The organism is Buttiauxella ferragutiae (genome assembly GCF_022637515.1).
In the GTDB taxonomy this organism is placed as follows: Bacteria; Pseudomonadota; Gammaproteobacteria; order Enterobacterales; family Enterobacteriaceae; genus Buttiauxella; species Buttiauxella ferragutiae.
Genome location: NZ_CP093332.1, coordinates 2,780,039 through 2,799,073, shown reverse-complemented (window position 1 = coordinate 2,799,073; position 19,035 = coordinate 2,780,039). Strand labels below are relative to the sequence as shown.

The window sequence follows — 19,035 nt, the reverse complement described above, 5'->3', positions numbered from 1 at the left end:
TTAATCACTCACTTTTTTAAATGTCACAGGCACCACGGTGTCACCTTGATAACGCCCGATGCACTCCGCGATATCATTCGCGCCAGCATTACAGGCAATTTCCGGCAGCGGGTAGCGCGAACCATCGCTACAACGCGCATTGCCACGGGTTTTAATCATCAATGTTCCGGACTGCATCAACCCTGAAAAGACTTCCGCTTTACAGACAATGTTGTCGCCATGAACCAGGCGCACAGTGCCTTTGTTTTTGGCGATTTGATAACGCAGCGTCGGCGGTTTGCCGGTAATCGAATCTTTCACATTGATGGCGACGCGCCAGCTGCCGTTAAGGAATTTGGTGGAACCGGCTTTTAATGCGTCGGCGGGTAAAATCAGCGTGCCTTTGGGGATGTCAGCAGGCGCAACCACCGGCTCTGGCTCAGGCGCGGGCGGTTCGATAACGGCGGCCTGGGCAACAGGCAATGTGGAAACGTGGGCAACGGGTTGCGCCTGAATCACCGCCGGAGCGATAACCTTTGGTTTAACTTCTGGGGCAATTTGCGCTAAAGGTTCTGCGTGCGGGGTCGATATCAGAAACCAGGCGAGCGGGGCAGCGATGCTGGCAATAATTGCTGCCGCAACGGGCAGCAACCAGCGCCGTGTTTTTTTAACCGGTGAAACATCAGGCACAGTTTGGGCAACGGGCTGTTGCACCGGCGGCGTTTCGATGACGGGTTCGGCATTAATAATAGAAGGCGCAATAGAATAGAGCGGCTCATCCGGCTCGCTAAGCACCACTACAGGCGGAGCGGCAGGCGGCGGTTCGGGAAGAAACTCGATAACCGGTTCATGTTCTTCAACGATGCGTAAACAGTCCATGGCATCGGTACGGGCGTCAGTATTGAGGCTGACAAAGCCCCAAAACGTGAGGACCGGTTTGCCGTCAACCAGATAGACATGCTGGCTGCCTGGAAACTGTAATGCATTCGCCAGCAACGAACCAAACAGCTGGATAGCCGTTTTTTCCGCCTGCTGGCAGCGCTGAATTAACGAGGCGACATTGGCCTGGCAGTTATCGAGGTAACGCAGGGCTTTTTTGCGTTGTTCATCACTCGCTGCCGCCCAACTGACGACTGTGCCTTCAAATGGCGCGTACCAGTCAACCCGGTCACCTTCATCGTTTGGCTGCGGGATTGCCAGACTATCGACCACTGCCTGCTGTTTGCGTAAGCGCAATGTTTCGCGAATTTGTAGCGCTGAGTCGAACACTGTCTGCCCGTTTTCGCCTAGCGAAAGGAAGTCATCTAAGCATCCGCTGCGCAATAATGTTTTTGCCACGTCATCAATCCTGCTGTTTTCAGCTCAGTTTGAGCCATCTTCACGCTTGCCACTTTACTGAAAGCTTGCGCAAGTGAACGGTGGAAGAGACGGGTTTTTTCTCTAATTATCGGGCGATTGCACTTAAGTCATTGGGACGTTCCCTGGTTTTGTGCTACTCATTATTCTTCGCAACTCGTCTGGGAGCGCGCCACAAATGCCGCAAACATTGCCGTTATTACTGGTTCAAATGGGTCATCCGCCGTTAGATATTCGCAAAGCTGTAGGTGAACAGCCGCAGTGGTTTAACGCGGCATTGGGGGATGTTGGCCCGATTAGCGTGGTGTGCCCGTTTGAAGGGGAAGCACTTCCCGCTGTCGGCACGTTTAGCGGCGCGGTGATTACCGGTTCATGGGCAATGGTGACGGACCATGAAGAGTGGAGTGAGCGCACCGCCGAGTGGCTGCGGGAAATTATTCAGGCCGGGGTGCCTGTACTGGGCGTATGTTACGGGCACCAGTTGATGGCTTACGCGCTGGGTGGTGTAGTGGATTACCATCCAAAAGGCAGCGAAGTGGGGCAAATAGCCGTCACGTTGAATGACGCCGCCCAGCACGACCCGCTTCTTAGCGGCCTGCCAAATTCGTTCGATACCTTTTTAAGCCACGAGCAAAGCGTGCTCGCGCTGCCTAAAGGTGCAGTGGTGTTGGGCGCATCCAGCCACGACCCGCATCAGATAGTTCGTTACTCGCCAACCGCATTCTCAGTGCAATTCCACCCGGAATTTAGTGCGCCAGTGATGAATAAAATCATTACCAGCCGCAGTGAAAGGGTGGCGATGAAAGGCAAAGATCGCGATGCTTTACTGGCGGCTGTCAGTGACACGCCAGTTTCACGTTCGATCCTTCAGCGATTCGTTGCATTGTTGTAAAAATGACTGGCGGGAGATCGTGCTGTATTTGACGGAAAACTGCACAAATATCCCTGTTTCTGAATAACGTGAGAGCCTTTTGTTATTTGTCAGTGGCCCTGGGTTATGGTGTGATTCATCCTTAAAAATAATAAGTTCACTCATCATTTTGGCAAGCAAACAAAAGGTAAAATCATGTCGACAGGGAAAACCTTCCTCGCGCTGCTGTTAACCAGCTTATTACCCGCCAGCTCCGCATTCGCTGCCGCGAATAACACCCTGGTTTACTGCTCAGAAGCCTCTCCAGAATCCTTCAACCCACAAATCGCCAGTTCCGGGCCAACGTTTGTTGCCAGCTCGCAAACGTTATACAACCGGCTGGTTGAATTCCGCCCGAGTGATAACCTGCCGGTGCCGTCTTTGGCGACAGAGTGGAAAATCAGCCCGGACGGTAAAACCTACACATTCACGCTGCGCAAAGGCGTGAAGTTCAATAGCAATAAAGAGTTTAAACCGACGCGCGATTTCAACGCTGACGACGTGGTGTTCTCGGTGATGCGACAAAAAGACCCGAAACACCCGTACCACAATGTCTCGCAGGCAAGTTACGAATATTTCAACGATGTTGGCCTCGATAAGCTCATCACTGAAGTGAAGAAGATCGATGACAATCACGTTCAGTTCACTTTGAGTGAGCCAAATGCGGCCTTCCTCGCAGACTGGGGAATGGACTTTGCGTCGATTCTTTCGGCTGAATACGCCGATGCGATGCTAAAAGCGGGCACGCCAGAAAAGGTCGATACCGCACCCATCGGCACCGGCCCGTTTGCGTTGCAGGAATACAAAGTGGATTCGTTGATTCGCTACGTGGCAAACCCGAATTACTGGAATGGCGAAGTGCCAACTAAACACCTAATCTTCTCGATTACGCCAAACGTGCAAACGCGCATGGCGAAATTGCAGAAGAACGAATGCCAGATTATCCCCGCACCGGCACCGGTACAGTTCGAAGCTATCAAAGCCGATAAAAACCTCGAGCTGCATACCGTCGATGGTTTGAATGTCGGTTATCTGGCGTTTAATACCACCAAAAAACCGTTCGACAACGTGCTGGTTCGCCAGGCGCTGAATTACGCCGTCGATAAACAAGCCATTATTAATGCCGTGTTTATGGGCTCGGGCACCATTGCAAAATCACCGATTCCACCAGCCATGTTAGGTTTTGATAAAGATCTGAAAGATCGCAGCTACAACCCAGCCAAAGCCAAAGAGTTGCTCAAGCAAGCGGGCCTTGAGAAGGGCTTCGATACCGATTTATGGTCGATGCCAGTGCAACGCCCATACAACCCGAATTCACGTCGCATCGCCGAGATGATTCAGCATGACTGGGCGAAAGTGGGCGTGAACGCGAAAATCGTCACCTTTGAGTGGGGCGAATATCTTTCAGGTATGCGTAAAGGCGAACATTCCTCCGCATTATTTGGCTGGATGAGCGACAACGGTGACCCGGACAACTTCGCCGATACCTTGCTCGGTTGTGGCAGCATCCAAAGTGGCTCCAACGCCGCGCGCTGGTGCGACAAGCAGTACGATGCGCTGACACAGAAAGCAAAACTGACTAGCGACCCGGCCGCACGCGCCAAACTTTACGAGCAGGCACAAGAAGTGTTCTACCAGCAAGCACCGTGGATCCCACTCGCTAACGGCAAAACCTTCTACGCCACGCGCAGTAATGTGACGGGTTACAGTGTGAGCCTGAACGGTAGCGACTTCTCGAAAGCAAAATTGAACTGATAAGCTTTTGTGTAGGTCGGATTAGCGTTAGCGACCTCCGACATTATTGGCATTAATGGTGGATGACGCCTTCGGCTTATCCCCCCTACAAGACAGCAGTTGTAGGGATGAATGTTAGCGACATCCACCGTTAAAAAGACAGGAATAACGACATGGAGTCATTTTTTTCAACCACTGCAAACTGCCGCGTCCGCTGGCTGGACTTGCCCGGCAGCGGCACACCGCTTGTATTTGTTCATGGCCTCGGTTGCGCCTCATCTTATGAATATCCCCGCGTCGTTGCTGATAAAAATTTTGCTGGACGAAGGGCGATTCTTATCGACCTCCCCGGTTACGGATATAGCGAAAAACCCCGCGATTTCAGTTATTCAATTAAAGAACAGGCGCAAGTGGTGGCTGAATTTATTGGTCATCTGAAACCGGAGAAGTATTTTCTCTATGGTCATAGCATGGGCGGCAGTATCTGTATTGAAGCAGCAGAATTATTGACGGCAAATTTATCCGGGCTGATCGTTTCAGAGCCTAATTTCCATGCGGGCGGCGGCTTTTTTAGCCAACAAATTTGCAGCGTAACTGAAGCGAATTATGTCGCAGATCGGCATAATGCAATGGTTAACAATGAAAATGGCCCATGGTCAGGAAGTTTGGCGGCAGCGGCACCCTGGGCTGTATGGCGTGGAGCGGAAATTCTGATCAAGGGTAATCATTGGTTAACGATTTTCGCGCGCCTGGAGAAACCGCGTTCGTTGATCTTTGGCGAACAATCGCTCCCCGACGGTGATTTCACCCAAGTTCAAAACGGTGGCATTAGCACATCGGTATTAACCGAATGCGGGCATTCCATGTCATGGGAGAATCCAGCGGCATTGGCCGGAGCTTTAGATTCATTCTGTAAACAGCACGAATGATTAATGATCTTGAGAAAATCACCGCGGAGTCATAAGGTATACCTCTAAAATTAAGGAGATAGTTATGGCGCACCTGGAAGATGTTATTGCCCGCGTAGACGCAGCGGTAACTGAAAATGTGATTGAGCATATGAATGAGTTGCTGATTGAACTGAGCGACGATGCTGAGTTAACCCGCGAAGACCGTTACGCACAGCAGCAGCGTTTACGTAACGCCATTGCGCAGAAGGGCCATCATCACAAAGCGGAAGTGGAACAGCGCCGTGATGATTTAACCAAAGGCGGCACCATTATTTAAGTTTCAGAAAGTGTTATCACAAACCGCCTTCGTTGAAGGCGGCTTGATAAGAAACAAAGACGAAGAAGTTAAGCGGTTTTCACTTCCGGTTGCATATTCATCATACGGTTTAGCCACGGCACCATTGCGGCCATAATCAGCGCGATAACAAAGGTCGTGATGCCAATTTTGCTGAACACACCAGTATAAATCGGCAGCGTTTGCAGCGGATCGTTAAGGGATTCTGGCACTGCAGTGAAGGTGGCAACGTAGCCGCCGAGCAGGAAGGCCGCGGCCTGGGTCAGGAACCACATCCCGAGAATAAAGCCCATCATAGTTTGCGGCACCAGCGCTGCGACCATTGCTAAACCTAACGCGCTTATCATCAATTCACCCAAACTCTGGAACAAATACACCAGCACGATAAACCACGGTGAGGTCAGCCCTTGCGCGTCAGCAAACCACATCCCAGCAGCGGCGGCAGTTAAAAAGCCTAACGAACACAGGAACATGCCGAGAGTGAATTTGGCAGGCATCGTCAGATCTTTGCCTTTGGCACCAAAACGGGTATACAGCGAAGCCAGAATAGGGCTGGCGACCACTACCCAGAATGGGTTCAGAGCCTGAAAACTGACGGGGTTGATAGTAAACCCGAGAATTTCATGGCGCACGTTATTGATAGCAAAGAAGTTCAGCGACGTCGGCATCTGGGCATACAGAATGTAAAACAGTACCGCTTCAATCATCAGCACAAAGGCGACGTACATGCGGTTGCGATCGCTTTTGTTTTGCTTCGCGGCCTCACGGAAGAAGAGGAAAATCACGATGATGGACAGCACAATTAACACAATATTGGCCACTTTTACGTTATGCATCAGCCAGGCACAAACGTAAATCATCAGCACAGTTCCCGCTAAAACCAGCAGTAAGTTTTTGTAGCTCATCGGCTTGCTATCGGGTTCCGAGCCGATGTCGCGCACCATGCCACGGCAGCAGAAATAAACCAGCAATGCGAAGACTAAGCCAATGCCGCACAGGTTGTAGGTAACGGCGTAGCCATATTTGTTGGCAATGACGGGAGCAAGAGACAAAGACAACAAAGAACCAATGTTGATAGACATGTAAAAGAGGGTGAATGCGCCGTCCAGACGGGGATCTTTTGGCGGATAACATTTTGAAAGCAGACTGGCTGGGTTGGCTTTAAATAGCCCGTTGCCCACCGCAATGGTGCCCAGGGCAATAAAGATCATATCAGGATTATGCAGCGACAAACCGGTCATAAAGTAGCCCAGCGCCAGTACCACGGCACCAAGAACCATCGTGCGTTTTGTTCCTAATAAATGATCGCCAACATAACCACCGATTGAGATCAGCCCGTAAACCAGTGCGGCAAAGGCACCAAAGGTAACAAAGGCCTGTTCCTGTGAAAAACCGAGCTCTTTAACGAAGAAAACGGCCAGAATACCTTGCACGCCGTAGTATCCAAAACGCTCCCATAACTCAACAAAAAAAATCATAAAAAACGGTTTAGGTTGCTGCAATAAACCGGTAGGGGCGGGCTTATTCATGTTCGTTTGCCTTTAGACATTTTAAGGAAGTATAAGCAGCTATTGGCGCTATACCTAAGTTCAATCTGTGATGGAATCGTATTCTATTTTGCGCATCCGCATGCGGCGTTAATGCCGCATTTAAGACGATACTTAGGGTATTGTATGGTTAATTTGCTTTCCTGGTGGTTGATCACACTATCAAATCACGAGCATGACATTTTTATGTTTGCCCGGGGATTTTCGTAGGTCGGATAAGCTTAAGCGTCATCCGACAAATCTAAAATATAAGAAAATAATATGAAGTTATCTATTTGCACCTTTCTGGATAATTAACTTAATTCTTCGCTCTATAAGGGTGCGGAAAATGAATGCTGCGTGCTTAATAATATTTAAACCTGTTGATTTTCAGTGCTGTAAATACCTGGCACGGTAAATGCTTTATTCATTCCATCTTGTATACCAGATGGGATTCCAGTTTATGTCAGTAGCAACCTTGCCTGAATGGGTCGCGAGTTACCGCCAGCACCCGCAACAGCTAGTGGCGGCATATCAGCAATTAAATGCAAATTTATCCCGTGATGATAATGCGTGGATATATATCGCCACGCAGGATGAAATTTATGCGCAATTAACCACAATTTTTCAGGCAATTAATTCTGGTGAAAAGCAAGTAGCAGATTTTCCATTATTAGGCGTTCCTTTTGCGGCGAAAGATAATATTAATGTTGCCGGAATGCCCACCAGCGCGGCGTGCCCGGCATTTACTTACACCCCTGAAAAAGATGCGACGGTGATAGCCCGCCTGAAAGCGGCCGGGGCGATTGTGGTCGGTAAAACCAACCTCGACCAGTTTGCCACCGGATTAGTCGGCACTCGCTCTCCGTTTGGTGCAGTAAAAAATACCTTCAACCCTGAATATGTCAGCGGGGGTTCCAGTTCGGGCTCCGCATCGGTGGTGGCTCGCGGGCTGGTGTGCTTTGCGCTGGGAACCGACACTGCCGGTTCAGGCCGCGTGCCAGCAGGTTTTAACAATATTGTTGGTCTGAAACCGACCAAAGGTTGGGTTTCTACTGCCGGTGTGGTTCCTGCGTGTCGATTGAACGACTGTGTTTCAGTGTTCGCATTAACCGTTGAAGATGCTGAAACCGTTGCAGCGATTGCTGGCGGTTACGATCGGCAAGATCCTTACTCCCGTGCCAACCCGCAGACCGCTCCGGCACGTTTTAGTGAAAAACTCCGTTTTGCCATTCCCGATCGGCTTGAATTCTTTGGGGACCGTTTAAGTGAAGTGGCTTTCGCCAAAACCCTGGCGCGTTTGCAGCAGCAGGGCGCGGAACTGGTACCGATTGATTTCACGGTGTTTAACGAGTTAGCCGCTCAACTGTATAACGGCGCGTGGGTGGCCGAGCGCACCGTTGCGGTTGGCGATATTTTCAAAAATAAGCCTGAAGCCATGGACCCAATCGTGCGCGGTATTGTGGCAAACGGCCTGAACTACACGGCTTGTGATGCCTGGCAGGCGGAATACACCCGCGCTGAACTCTCGCGCCAAATTAACGCGCAACTCAGCGAGTTTGACGCGCTGGTGGTGCCAACGTCTCCGACTATTCATACCCTCGCTGAAATGGCGCAGGAACCGGTGCGCTACAACTCGCAATTTGGCACCTACACCAACTTTACCAACCTGGCTGACCTCTGCGCGCTGGCGCTGCCGGGGGATTTCCGCGCAGACGGAATTCCTGCCGGAATCACGCTTATCGCGCCCGCATGGCATGACCAGGCGCTGAGTCACTTCGGCAAAAGCTGGCAGCAGGCGTTGAACCAGCCGCTGGGTGCGACTGAAAAAGCACTTCCTGCGACCATTACCGCAAAAATCTTGGCAAACCACGTTCGCGTTGCCGTGGTGGGTGCACATCTGCGTGGAATGCCGCTCAACCACCAGCTCACCACGCGCAATGCGGTGTTTATCGAAGAATCGCGCACCGCTGCCAATTATCGCCTTTATGCGCTGGCCAATACTCAGCCGCCAAAACCGGGCCTTGCCCGCAGTCTGGAAGGGCAGCCGATTGCCGTAGAACTATGGGATATCCCGCTGGCTAGATTCGGTGAATTTGTGGCGGAGATCCCCGCGCCGCTTGGGATCGGTACTTTGACTCTGGAAGACGGCAGGAGCGTGAAAGGGTTTATTTGCGAACCCGCAGCACTAAGCGATGCCACGGATATTACCGCGTGGGGCGGCTGGAAAGCCTGGCTTGCCCGTCACCACAGCGCCTGAGGAGATGAAAAATGTTTAGCTCAGTATTGATAGCCAACCGCGGTGAAATTGCTGTTCGCGCCATTAAAACATTGAAAAAAATGGGGATCGCCAGCGTGGCGGTGTATTCCGAACCCGATGCCAATGCACAGCATGTGATGGATGCCGACGTCGCCATCGCGTTGGGCGGTGAGAAAGCGGCTGAAAGCTATCTTGATATCGAGAAAATCATCGCAGCAGCCAAACAAAGCGGCGCTCAGGCGATTTTCCCAGGCTACGGTTTTTTGTCCGAACGCGCGGAATTTGCCCAGGCGTGCGCTGAAAACGGCCTCGTTTTTATCGGCCCCACCGCTGAACAAATCCGTGACTTTGGGCTGAAGCATTGCGCTCGCGACCTGGCGTTTAAAGCTGATGTACCAATGACGCCGGGAACCGGTTTGCTGTTAACGCTGAAAGAAGCGCAACTGGCGGCAGCTGAAATTGGTTACCCGGTAATGCTGAAAACTACCGCTGGTGGTGGTGGCATTGGCCTGACACGTTGTGAAGATGAAGCGAGCCTGGTTGACGCCTGGTCGAGCGTGAAACGCATGGGCCAGCAGTTTTTCAGCGACGATGGCGTGTTTATCGAGCGTTTTGTCGACCGGGCGCGCCATCTTGAAGTGCAAATTTTTGGCGACGGCAAAGGCAAAGTGGTGGCGCTGGGCGAACGCGATTGTTCATTGCAACGCCGTAACCAGAAAGTTGTTGAAGAAACGCCCGCGCCAAATTTACCGCAGGCCACGCGTGAAGCTATTCACGCCGCCGCCGTGGCACTCGGCGAATCGGTGAATTACCGCAGCGCAGGCACCGTGGAGTTTATCTACGATGCTGCCCGCGATGCGTTTTACTTCCTCGAAGTGAATACCCGTTTGCAGGTAGAGCACCCGGTTACCGAAATGGTCACCGGTCTGGATCTTATCGAATGCATGATTAACGTCGCCGCAGGCGTCACGTTTGACTGGCAGCGTTTAGCGCAACCGCCGAAAGGGGCATCCATCGAGGTGCGCATTTACGCCGAAGATGCGTTGAAAAACTTCCAGCCAAGCCCTGGCGTGCTGACCGACGTTTTCTTCCCCGAAAATGTGCGCGTCGATGGTTGGGTGAGTACGGGCAGCGAAGTGAGCGCGTTTTACGATCCGATGATCGCCAAAGTGATCGTTTATGGTGACGATCGTCAGCAGGCGTTAAGTAAACTGAACACCGCGCTCGCCGCCACGCGTTTACACGGTATCTCCACCAACCTCGATTACCTGCGCCAAATAGTGCAACTGGCTGAATTTAAAGCCGGAATGATGTGGACGCGTTTGCTTGATGGTGTGGAATACCAGGCGCATGCGATTGAAGTGCTGGAGCCGGGCACCTGGAGCAGCGTGCAGGACAGCCCTGGTCGACTGGGTTACTGGGACATTGGCGTGCCGCCATCGGGGCCAATGGACGATTTTGCGTTTCGCCTCGCAAATCGCATTGTCGGCAACCATCCGTCAGCCGCAGGTCTTGAATTTACCCTGCAAGGGCCAACGCTGCGTTTCCACAGTGCGGCGACCATTGCCTTAACGGGCGCGGATTGCCCGGCAACGCTCGACAATGAAGCGGTTCCTTACTGGCAGCCAGTGATTGTGAAAGCAGGGCAAACGTTAAAGCTGGGGCGTGCGACTTCGGGTTGTCGCACCTATCTGGCGGTGCGTAACGGAATTGATGTGCCGGTGTATCTCGGTAGCCGCTCAACGTTTGCCCTTGGGCAGTTCGGCGGCCACGCCGGGCGCACCTTGCGAGTGGCGGATGTGCTGGCGATTTCCCAGCCTTGCTTGCCAGCCTGCACCACGCCTGCGCCGATTTCACTGCCGCAAACGCCGGAACCGGCGGTGATTCCGCAGTACAGCGATGTGTGGGAAATCGGTGTGTTGTACGGGCCACACGGTGCACCTGATTTCTTCACGCCGGAGTCGATGCAAACGTTCTTTGAGTCCGAATGGCAGGTTCACTACAACTCCAACCGCCTTGGCGTGCGATTAGTTGGCCCGAAACCGCAGTGGACGCGAGCTGACGGTGGCGAAGCGGGGCTGCATCCTTCCAACGTTCACGACTGTGAATACGCGATTGGCGCGGTGAATTTTACCGGAGACTTCCCGGTGATTTTGACGCGCGACGGCCCAAGCCTTGGTGGGTTTGTTTGCCCAGTGACCATTGCCAAAGCGGAACTGTGGAAAGTCGGGCAGGTGAAGCCTGGCGACCGTATTCGCTTCCACGCCATTACTTTTGAACATGCTCAGTCGCTGGAAATCGCCCAGGACGTGGCGGTCACTAATTTGCTGCACGTGTTGAACCTGCCGGATTTGCACCCGTCGATCACCCCAACTACCACTTCAAGTGCGGCAATTCTCGCAGAACTGGCGGCGCAGGGTGATTTACCGGCGGTGGTATACCGCCAGGCAGGTGACAACTATGTGCTGATCGAATATGGCGACAACGTGCTGGATTTGGCGCTGCGCCTGCGTATTTATCTGCTGATGAAAGCCATCAATCAGGTCGGGGTTTCCGGCATTGAAGAGCTTTCGCCGGGCGTGCGTTCGCTGCAAGTGCGTTACGACAGCCAGCATATTTCCCAGTCGCAATTGCTCACTTTACTGCTTGGCCTGGAAAAACAGCTCGGCGATGTCACGAAACTTAAAATCCCGTCGCGCATTGTGCATTTGCCGATGGCCTTTGAAGACAGTGCAACCCTTGCCGCCGTTGAGCGTTACAAAGAAACCGTGCGCGCCGATGCGCCATGGCTGCCCAATAACGTTGAATTTATTCAGCGCACCAATGGGCTGGCGCACCGCGACGAGGTTCGGGAGATCATCTTTAACGCCAGTTATTTGATTCTGGGTTTGGGAGATGTGTATCTCGGCGCACCGTGCGCAGTGCCGCTCGACCCGCGCCACCGCTTACTCAGTTCGAAATATAACCCAGCGCGCACCTGGACTGCCGAAGGCACCGTCGGGATTGGCGGCATGTATATGTGCATCTACGGCATGGATTCACCCGGTGGATACCAACTGGTGGGGCGCACGCTGCCTATCTGGAATAAATTCCTTAAAAACGAACAGTTTGGCGACGAACCATGGCTGCTGAAATTCTTCGACCAGGTGCGTTTTTATCCGGTAACGGAAGATGAGTTGACCGAGTTCCGCAGCGCTTTCCGTGAAGGACGCGCGCAGGTGCGTGTTGAAGAAGTCGAGTTTGATTTTGCCGCTTACACCACGTTCCTTGCCGACAACGCCGATGACATTGCTGATTTCCGCCAGCACCAACAACTGGCATTTAACCGCGAAGTGGCGAACTGGAAAGAGCAAGAAAGTGCTGCCATTGAGATCGCGATGCAGGCGGAGCCGCTGGATATTGAAGACCAGGAGGGCCATCTGGTGAGTGCCGATTTGAACGGCAATATCTGGAAAATCCTCGTGGAACCTGGGCAAACGGTGAAGCAGGGTGAGCCGTTGATTGTGGTGGAAGCCATGAAGATGGAACTGATGGTGGCCGCACCATGTGATGGCACGGTCTTGCGAATCAGTTGCCAGCAAGGGCATCCGGTTGGGCCGGGCGATGCGTTGTTGTGGCTGGATGCGGTGTGATGTTTGGTAACGGACGCCCTCATCCCGACCTTCTCCCCCAGGAGAAGGAGAAAACCGAACAATCCCCTCTCCCGTGGGAGAGGGTGAGGGCATGAAAAAACCAGAAGGCATTGCCGAGCGCATCTACCGCTTACTGAAACAGGAAATTTTTGATTTCCAGTTACTGCCAGGCGACCGATTCAGCGAAAACGACATCGCAGTGCGCATGGCGGCGAGCCGCACTCCGGTGCGCCAGGCGCTGTATGCGCTGGAACAAGAAGGCTATGTCGAAGTGCAGCCGCGTAGCGGTTGGCAGATCAAAGCGGTGGATTTCGATCATCTGGAATCACTCTACGATCTGCGCATTGTGTTGGAACTGGAAGCCGTAAAACGGCTATGTGCGCTGCCTGCAGAAGTACGCTCGCGGTCGTTACAGGCGCTAAAGCAGTTCTGGATTGATGCACCGCAATTGCCAGACGGCGCGGAAGTCGCCAGCCACGATGAAGTTTTCCATATGACGCTGGTCGAAGCCGCAGGTAACCCGGAAATGGCGCGGGTACACCGCGAAATCACCGAAAAAATTCGTATTGTGCGGCGGCTGGATTTCACCAAACGCCCCCGCGTCAGTGCCACGTATCTCGAGCATGGGCAGATTTTGCTCGCCATTTTGAACCGTCAACTTCAGGAGGCGCAGACCCGCTTACACGACCATATAGCCGCAAGTCAGAAAGAGGTTCGTCAAATTACTCTCCATATGCTTCATCAGGCGAAGCATGGGGTTATTTCTTAATAATACGTTTGGGAGTACACACACTATGCAACGTCGCACCTTCATTAAAGCTTTCGCGCTCTCCGCGTCTGTTGTCAGCATGGGGCTGGCCTTCAGCGCACAAGCGGCTGACACCATCAAAGTGGGCATCATGCACTCGCTGTCCGGCACTATGGCGATTTCTGAAACGCCGCTCAAAGATGTGGCGCTGATGACTATCGCCGACATTAACGCCAAAGGCGGCGTGCTGGGCAAACAGCTCGAACCAGTGGTGGTTGACCCGGCGTCAAACTGGCCGCTGTTCGCTGAAAAAGCACGCCAGTTATTAAGTCAGGATAAAGCGGCGGTGGTGTTTGGCTGCTGGACGTCGGTATCACGCAAATCAGTGTTGCCGGTGTTTGAGGAGCTGAACGGGCTGCTGTTCTACCCGGTGCAGTACGAAGGTGAAGAGATGTCGCCAAACGTGTTTTATACCGGTGCGGCACCAAACCAGCAGGCGATCCCGGCGGTGGAATACCTGATGAGCGAAGACGGCGGGGCGGCGAAACGCTACTTCCTGTTGGGTACGGATTACGTTTACCCGCGCACTACCAACAAGATTCTGCGCGCGTTCCTGCATTCCAAAGGCGTGCAGGATAAAGACATTGAAGAGGTGTATACGCCGTTTGGTTACAGCGATTACCAGACCATTGTTGCCAATATCAAGAAATTCTCGGCGGGCGGCAAAACCGCGGTTATCTCCACCATTAACGGCGACTCCAACGTGCCGTTCTACAAAGAACTCGCCAATCAGGGCCTGAAAGCGACCGATGTTCCGGTGGTAGCGTTCTCGGTCGGCGAAGAAGAGCTGCGCGGTATCGACACCAAACCGTTGGTCGGCAACCTGGCGGCATGGAACTACTTCGAATCGGTGGATAACCCAACCAACAAAGCGTTTGTCGCCGAATGGAAAGCCTACGCCAAAGCCCACAAGCTGCCGAATGCCGACACGGTCGTGACCAACGACCCGATGGAAGCGACCTACGTCGGCATCCATATGTGGGCGCAAGCGGTGGAAAAAGCCGGAAGCACGGACGTCGACAAAGTTCGTGAGGCGATGGCAGGGCAAACATACAAAGCGCCGTCTGGCTTTACGCTCACCATGGACGCCACCAACCACCATCTGCATAAGCCAGTGATGATTGGTGAAATCGAAGGCAACGGCCAGTTCAACGTGGTGTGGCAGACCGATGCACCGGTACGCGCCCAGCCGTGGAGCCCGTTCATTGCCGGTAACGACAAGAAGTCTGACGAGCCTGTGAAAATGGCGAGCAACTAAAGCAAAACCAGTGTCGGGTGACGCTAACGCTTACCCGACCTACAAATGCCTTTGTAGGGTGGATAAGCGCAGCGTCATCCACCATAAACTCCAGGAGATGCCCATGAAACTACTCCGCTGCCTGTTATTCGTAGCCTGGCTGCTGCCGTGTTTCGCTCATGCCGGAGACGCTGAGGATTTTGCCGCAGCAAACCGCACGCAACAGGCAAAACTGCTGCAAACATGGGCGGCGGCACCGGATGCAAAGCGGTTACCGTTACTCAACGCTCTGGCGCAAGAAAATCTGGTCATTAACGATAAAAAAGTCCGACTGACTAACCGATTACGCGTTCTTGCAGGCAGCGCACTCGCCAGTCATCGCCTGATAAGTGACAATGTCACTGAGCGTTTGCAAGCGGCAGAGGCGCTGCAACGCGACGTGCAGCCTGATTTGCTGCCGTTGCTGCAACAAAGGCTGAAAGCTGAACCGGATGAAAATGTCCGCCACGCGCTGGAAGGCGTGCTGGCACAACTACAACTCGCGAGCACTGACGCAAAAGTGCGTTTAAATGCAGTCGACCTGCTGAGTCACTCGGCTGACCCCGACACCCAGGCACTACTCAAACCGCTGACGGACGCGCAGACCGAACCCGACGCGCAGGTGCGCAAAGCGGCGAGCGAAGGGCTGAAAAAAATTCAACACCGTTTAATGCTGGGCGAGATTCTCGGTCAGGCATTTATGGGGCTGTCGCTGGGTTCTATTTTGCTGCTGGCAGCGCTGGGGCTGGCGATTACCTACGGTTTGCTGGGCGTGATTAATATGGCGCATGGCGAAATGCTGATGTTGGGCGCGTATTCCGCATGGCTGGTGCAAAGCGCTTTTCAGCAATATGCACCGGCCTGGCTGACGTTTTACCCGATTGTCGCTTTGCCGGTGGCATTTGCCATCACCGCCGGAATCGGCATGGCGCTTGAGCGCACCGTGATTCGCCATCTTTATGGCCGCCCGCTGGAAACCTTGCTGGCGACGTGGGGCATCAGCCTGATGCTTATCCAGATTGTGCGCATGGTGTTTGGTGCGCAGAACATGGAGGTCGCCAACCCGGCGTGGCTGTCTGGTGGCGTACAAGTGCTGCCAAACCTGATTTTGCCGTGGAACCGCCTGGTGGTGATTGGTTTCGTGATGCTGGTGTTGCTCTTCACCTGGTTGCTGCTCAATAAAACGCGTCTTGGCATGAATGTGCGAGCCGTGACGCAAAACCGCGCCATGGCCGCCTGCTGCGGCGTGCCAACCGGGCGCGTGGATATGCTGGCGTTTGGCCTCGGTTCCGGCATTGCAGGTCTTGGCGGGGTGGCGCTTTCTCAGCTTGGTAACGTCGGCCCGGAGCTGGGGCAAGGCTACATCATCGATTCATTCCTGGTGGTGGTGCTCGGCGGTGTCGGGCAACTGGCGGGAACCGTGGCCGCAGCTTTCGGGCTTGGGATCTTTAACAAAATTCTGGAACCGCAAATTGGCGCGGTGCTGGGCAAAATCCTCATCCTTGTGCTGATTATTCTGTTTATCCAGAAACGACCGCAAGGCCTGTTCGCCCTGAAAGGGAGGGTTATCGACTGATGAGCCAGCCGCTAACGTTAACACTGACCCGCAAAGCACCGCGCATCTCGATGGCGCTGGGTTCGCTGATGGTGGTGCTGATGCTGACATTGCCGTTTCTGACGCTGTTGCCAGCCAGTCATCCACTGAGTCTTTCGACTTACACACTGACGCTGGTCGGCAAAATCCTCTGTTATGCAACTGTCGCGGTTGCGCTGGATTTGGTGTGGGGATACGCCGGGTTATTGTCACTTGGGCATGGCATTTTCTTTGCACTCGGCGGCTACGCGATGGGCATGTACCTGATGCGTCAGGCCGCAGGCGACGGGCTACCGGCGTTTATGTCGTTCCTTTCCTGGGATCAATTGCCGTGGTTCTGGTGGGGTACGCAGCATTTTGCCTGGGCGTTGGCGCTGATTGTACTGGTGCCGGGGCTGCTTGCGTTGGTGTTTGGTTTCTTTGCCTTCCGCTCAAAAATCAAAGGCGTCTATTTCTCGATTATGACCCAGGCGCTGACCTACGCCGGAATGCTGCTGTTCTTTCGCAATGAAACTGGCTTTGGTGGCAACAACGGTTTCACTGGCTTTACCACTATCTTAGGTATGCCGATTACCGCAACGGGTACGCGCATCGGGCTGTTTATCGCCACGGTTTTGTTGCTGATGGCAAGCCTCGGAATAGGTTTCACATTGGCTCGCAGCAAGTTTGGCCGGGTACTAACCGCGGTGCGCGATGCGGAAAACCGCCTGGTGTTCTGCGGTTATGACCCAAAAGGTTTCAAGCTGCTGGTGTGGACGCTATCTGCGGTACTTTGCGGGCTGGCGGGGGCGTTGTATGTGCCACAAGTTGGGATTATCAACCCTGGTGAAATGTCGCCAACCAACTCTATCGAAGCCGCTATTTGGGTGGCACTCGGCGGGCGCGGCACGCTGATAGGCCCGATCCTTGGCGCAGGTCTGGTGAACGGTGCGAAAAGCTACTTCACCATGGCAGTGCCGGAATACTGGCAGCTGTTTCTTGGCCTGATTTTTATCGTCGTCACGCTGTTTTTACCGCGCGGCGTGATTGGCCTGCTGCGTAAAGGAGAGAAATAATGCAACCCGGCGAACCACTTTTTACCCGCCAGCATGAGGCTGACCGCTTCCGCGACCAGACCGACCCGGTGCTGATGCTGGAAAACATCAATGTCAGTTTTGACGGTTTCCAGGCTCTGACGAATTTGTCGCTCAATATTGGCGTTGGCGAATTGCGTTGTGTGATTGGCCCGAACGGTGCCGGAAAAACCACGCTGATGGATGTGATTACCGGCAAAACGAAACCGCAAAGCGGCAGGGCATTTTACGATCAATCCACCGATTTAATGTGCCTCGAACCGGCAGATATCGCCAAACGCGGTATTGGCCGCAAATTCCAGAAGCCGACGGTGTTTGAAGCGCTGACGGTGTTTGAAAATCTCGAAATTGCCCAGAAAACTGATAAATCGGTGTGGGCGAGTTTGCGGGCAAAACTGAATTCTGAGCAGCGCGACCGCATCGACGAAATGCTGACAACGCTGCGACTCGCTGCCGAACGCCATCGCAAAGCGGGCCTGCTTTCCCACGGGCAAAAGCAATTTCTCGAAATCGGCATGTTGCTGGTGCAGGAGCCGCATTTGCTGTTGCTGGACGAACCCGCCGCAGGCATGACCGATGCGGAAACCGAATATACCGCCGAACTGTTTCGCAGGCTGGCGGGCAAGCATTCGCTGATGGTGGTGGAGCACGATATGGGCTTTGTGGAAACCATTGCTGACCATGTGACGGTGTTGCATCAGGGGCAGGTGCTGGCGGAAGGTTCACTGCGTGAAGTGCAGGCTAATGAACAGGTGATTGAGGTTTATTTGGGGCGCTAAATTCATGGTGGAGGACGCTGCGCTTTTCCACCCTACAACTTCATGGTGCATGACGCTTCGTGTTTCCACCCTAAAACTGTCCATGTAGGTCGGATAAGCGAAGCGTCATCCGACACAAACGCGGGGATAACTATGCTCATAGTCAACGATCTAAACCAATACTACGGCGGCAGCCATATTCTGCGCGGCGTCTCGTTTGAAGCAAAGATTGGTGAAGTCACCTGCCTGCTGGGGCGCAATGGCGTGGGGAAAAGCACATTGCTGAAATGCCTGATGGGGTTGATCCCGGCAAAATCCGGTAGCGTGAACTGGCAGCAAAATAATATCACCAGCCGCAAACCACACCAGCGTGTACAGGCAGGAATTGCCTATGTGCCGCAAGGACGCGAGATTTTCCCGCGCTTAACGGTCGAAGAAAATCTGCTGATGGGGCTTTCACGTTTTACCGGGCGTGAAGCTAAACAAGTGCCGGAAGAGATTTATCACTTGTTTCCGGTACTCAAAGAGATGAAGCAGCGGCGCGGCGGCGATCTTTCCGGCGGCCAACAGCAGCAACTGGCCATTGGCCGTGCGCTGGCCTGTAAACCGCAGTTGCTGATTCTGGACGAGCCGACCGAAGGGATACAGCCTTCGGTGATTAAGGAGATCGGTCAGGTTATTAGTAGTCTTGCCGCAAAAGGCGATATGGCTATTTTGCTGGTCGAACAATTTTATGACTTCGCCGCCGACCTTGCCGACAGCTATTTAGTCATGTCGCGCGGTTCAATCATTCAACGCGGTGCGGGAGGGAATATGGAAACCGATGGGGTCAGGGGACTGGTGGCGATTTAAACCACGGCATGGTCTACAAAAACGGCCACATT

Annotated in this window: 14 protein-coding genes; 12 read left to right on the top strand and 2 right to left on the bottom strand. The window is 53.5% G+C overall.

Annotated features, from left to right (window positions below):
• On the bottom strand, positions 1–1,317 hold the full coding sequence (locus MNO13_RS12935; RefSeq protein WP_241938826.1) for an SrfA family protein: 1,317 nt from the start codon (positions 1,315–1,317) through the stop codon (positions 1–3).
• Between the two features lie 196 nt (positions 1,318–1,513).
• Between MNO13_RS12935 and MNO13_RS12930 the strand changes: the two genes are divergently transcribed.
• From MNO13_RS12930 to MNO13_RS12915, 4 genes are all read left to right on the top strand, one after another.
• On the top strand, positions 1,514–2,227 hold the full coding sequence (locus MNO13_RS12930) for a glutamine amidotransferase (RefSeq protein WP_241938825.1): 714 nt from the start codon (positions 1,514–1,516) through the stop codon (positions 2,225–2,227).
• A gap of 174 nt (positions 2,228–2,401) precedes the next feature.
• Positions 2,402–4,000: an ABC transporter substrate-binding protein gene (locus MNO13_RS12925; RefSeq protein ID WP_133521447.1), complete on the top strand. Its 1,599-nt coding sequence runs from the start codon at positions 2,402–2,404 to the stop codon at positions 3,998–4,000.
• A 152-nt stretch (positions 4,001–4,152) separates the two neighbouring features.
• Positions 4,153–4,908 (top strand): alpha/beta fold hydrolase, encoded by a 756-nt coding sequence (locus MNO13_RS12920; RefSeq protein WP_241938824.1) that lies wholly within the window; start codon positions 4,153–4,155, stop codon positions 4,906–4,908.
• A gap of 64 nt (positions 4,909–4,972) precedes the next feature.
• The gene (locus tag MNO13_RS12915; protein ID WP_064518779.1) at positions 4,973–5,206 is read left to right on the top strand and encodes a DUF2526 family protein; all 234 of its coding nucleotides are present in this window, start codon (positions 4,973–4,975) and stop codon (positions 5,204–5,206) included.
• 68 nt (positions 5,207–5,274) lie between these two features.
• On the opposite strand, the gene dtpB is transcribed toward MNO13_RS12915, so the two are convergent.
• Positions 5,275–6,753, bottom strand: coding sequence for a dipeptide/tripeptide permease DtpB (dtpB, locus tag MNO13_RS12910; RefSeq protein ID WP_064546835.1), 1,479 nt, complete (start codon positions 6,751–6,753; stop codon positions 5,275–5,277).
• 460 nt (positions 6,754–7,213) lie between these two features.
• Here dtpB and atzF point away from each other — a divergent pair, with 460 nt between their 5' ends.
• The 8 genes from atzF to urtE all read left to right on the top strand — a co-directional run bounded on the left by atzF (position 7,214) and on the right by urtE (position 19,003).
• Positions 7,214–9,010 (top strand): allophanate hydrolase, encoded by a 1,797-nt coding sequence (atzF, locus tag MNO13_RS12905; RefSeq protein ID WP_241938823.1) that lies wholly within the window; start codon positions 7,214–7,216, stop codon positions 9,008–9,010.
• Between the two features lie 11 nt (positions 9,011–9,021).
• On the top strand, positions 9,022–12,642 hold the full coding sequence (gene uca / locus MNO13_RS12900) for an urea carboxylase (protein ID WP_241938822.1): 3,621 nt from the start codon (positions 9,022–9,024) through the stop codon (positions 12,640–12,642).
• Positions 12,643–12,733: 91 nt separating this feature from the next.
• The gene (locus MNO13_RS12895) at positions 12,734–13,411 is read left to right on the top strand and encodes a GntR family transcriptional regulator (RefSeq protein ID WP_121813450.1); all 678 of its coding nucleotides are present in this window, start codon (positions 12,734–12,736) and stop codon (positions 13,409–13,411) included.
• A 25-nt stretch (positions 13,412–13,436) separates the two neighbouring features.
• Positions 13,437–14,708 (top strand): urea ABC transporter substrate-binding protein, encoded by a 1,272-nt coding sequence (urtA, locus tag MNO13_RS12890; RefSeq protein WP_241938821.1) that lies wholly within the window; start codon positions 13,437–13,439, stop codon positions 14,706–14,708.
• A 103-nt stretch (positions 14,709–14,811) separates the two neighbouring features.
• A complete protein-coding gene (gene urtB / locus MNO13_RS12885; protein WP_121813451.1) occupies positions 14,812–16,302 on the top strand; it encodes an urea ABC transporter permease subunit UrtB in 1,491 nt (496 codons plus the stop codon).
• Positions 16,302–17,375 (top strand): urea ABC transporter permease subunit UrtC, encoded by a 1,074-nt coding sequence (gene urtC, locus MNO13_RS12880; RefSeq protein WP_121813452.1) that lies wholly within the window; start codon positions 16,302–16,304, stop codon positions 17,373–17,375. Before urtB ends, urtC begins: the two co-directional genes overlap by 1 nt.
• Entirely contained in the window at positions 17,375–18,172 is a 798-nt protein-coding gene (urtD, locus tag MNO13_RS12875; RefSeq protein ID WP_241938820.1) for an urea ABC transporter ATP-binding protein UrtD, read from the top strand. Before urtC ends, urtD begins: the two co-directional genes overlap by 1 nt.
• 132 nt (positions 18,173–18,304) lie before the next feature.
• Entirely contained in the window at positions 18,305–19,003 is a 699-nt protein-coding gene (gene urtE, locus MNO13_RS12870) for an urea ABC transporter ATP-binding subunit UrtE (RefSeq protein ID WP_241938819.1), read from the top strand.
• The last annotated feature ends 32 nt before the right edge of the window (positions 19,004–19,035 follow it).